The 507-nt window shown below is 53.4% G+C and carries 1 protein-coding gene (only partly in view); it reads left to right on the top strand.

Going from position 1 to position 507, the window contains the following annotated elements; genetic code table 11:
• Positions 1–507, top strand: part of the annotated coding region (locus VZP09_RS24715; RefSeq protein WP_328795536.1) for an IS6 family transposase (this coding region is incomplete at both ends). 119 nt of the annotated region lie to the left of the window's left edge; 507 of its 626 annotated nt are in view.

Genomic DNA, 507 nt, shown 5'->3' with positions numbered 1-507 from the left:
CTGGCGTAACCCTTCCGATCTTTGCCCGTGGCACATGGATGAAACCTACGTGAAGGTCAATGGCCGCTGGGCGTATCTGTACCGGGCCGTCGACAGCCGGGGCCNCACTGTCGATTTTTATCTCTCCTCCCGTCGTAACAGCAAAGCTGCATACCGGTTTCTGGGTAAAATCCTCAACAACGTGAAGAAGTGGCAGATCCCGCGATTCATCAACACGGATAAAGCGCCCGCCTATGGTCGCGCGCTTGCTCTGCTCAAACGCGAAGGCCGGTGCCCGTCTGACGTTGAACACCGACAGATTAAGTACCGGAACAACGTGATTGAATGCGATCATGGCAAACTGAAACGGATAATCGGCGCCACGCTGGGATTTAAATCCATGAAGACGGCTTACGCCACCATCAAAGGTATTGAGGTGATGCGTGCACTACGCAAAGGCCAGGCCTCAGCATTTTATTATGGTGATCCCCTGGGCGAAATGCGCCTGGTAAGCAGAGTTTTTGAAAT

The organism is Klebsiella sp. EMBS2024, assembly GCF_036233805.1.
Classification (GTDB): Bacteria; Pseudomonadota; Gammaproteobacteria; order Enterobacterales; family Enterobacteriaceae; genus Klebsiella; species Klebsiella pneumoniae.
Note: the sequence above shows the minus strand (reverse complement) of the source record. Positions and strands in the feature narration are given on the sequence as shown.